This window comes from Citrobacter sp. TBCS-14 (assembly GCF_005280805.1).
GTDB lineage: Bacteria > Pseudomonadota > Gammaproteobacteria > Enterobacterales > Enterobacteriaceae > Citrobacter > Citrobacter gillenii.
In genome coordinates, this window is the sequence record NZ_SZWM01000116.1 from 1 (window position 1) to 304 (window position 304).

Annotated in this window: 1 pseudogene; it reads right to left on the reverse strand. The window is 56.6% G+C overall.

Annotated elements, in window-relative coordinates:
- Positions 1 to 304, reverse strand: a pseudogene (dmlA, locus tag FDX22_RS00635) (multifunctional D-malate/3-isopropylmalate/tartarate dehydrogenase); the annotation flags it as partial.

Consider the following 304-nt stretch of genomic DNA (forward strand, 5'->3'; position numbering starts at 1 on the left):
ATCGTGCCAGTGCAGGCAGGTCCCAAATCGGACAGGATGTCGCCAAACAGGTTAGAGGCGACCACCACGTCAAAACGCTCTGGCTGCATCACAAAGCGGGCGCACAGAATGTCGATATGCTGTTTATCCCAACGGATCTCGGGATAGTGAGCCGCCATAGCTTCAACGCGCTCATCCCAGTAAGGCATGCTGATAGCCAGGCCATTGGATTTGGTCGCCGAGGTCAGGGTTTTACGTGGGCGGTTTTGCGCCAGCTCGAAAGCGTAACGCAATATACGATCCACGCCGCGACGGGTGAAGACCG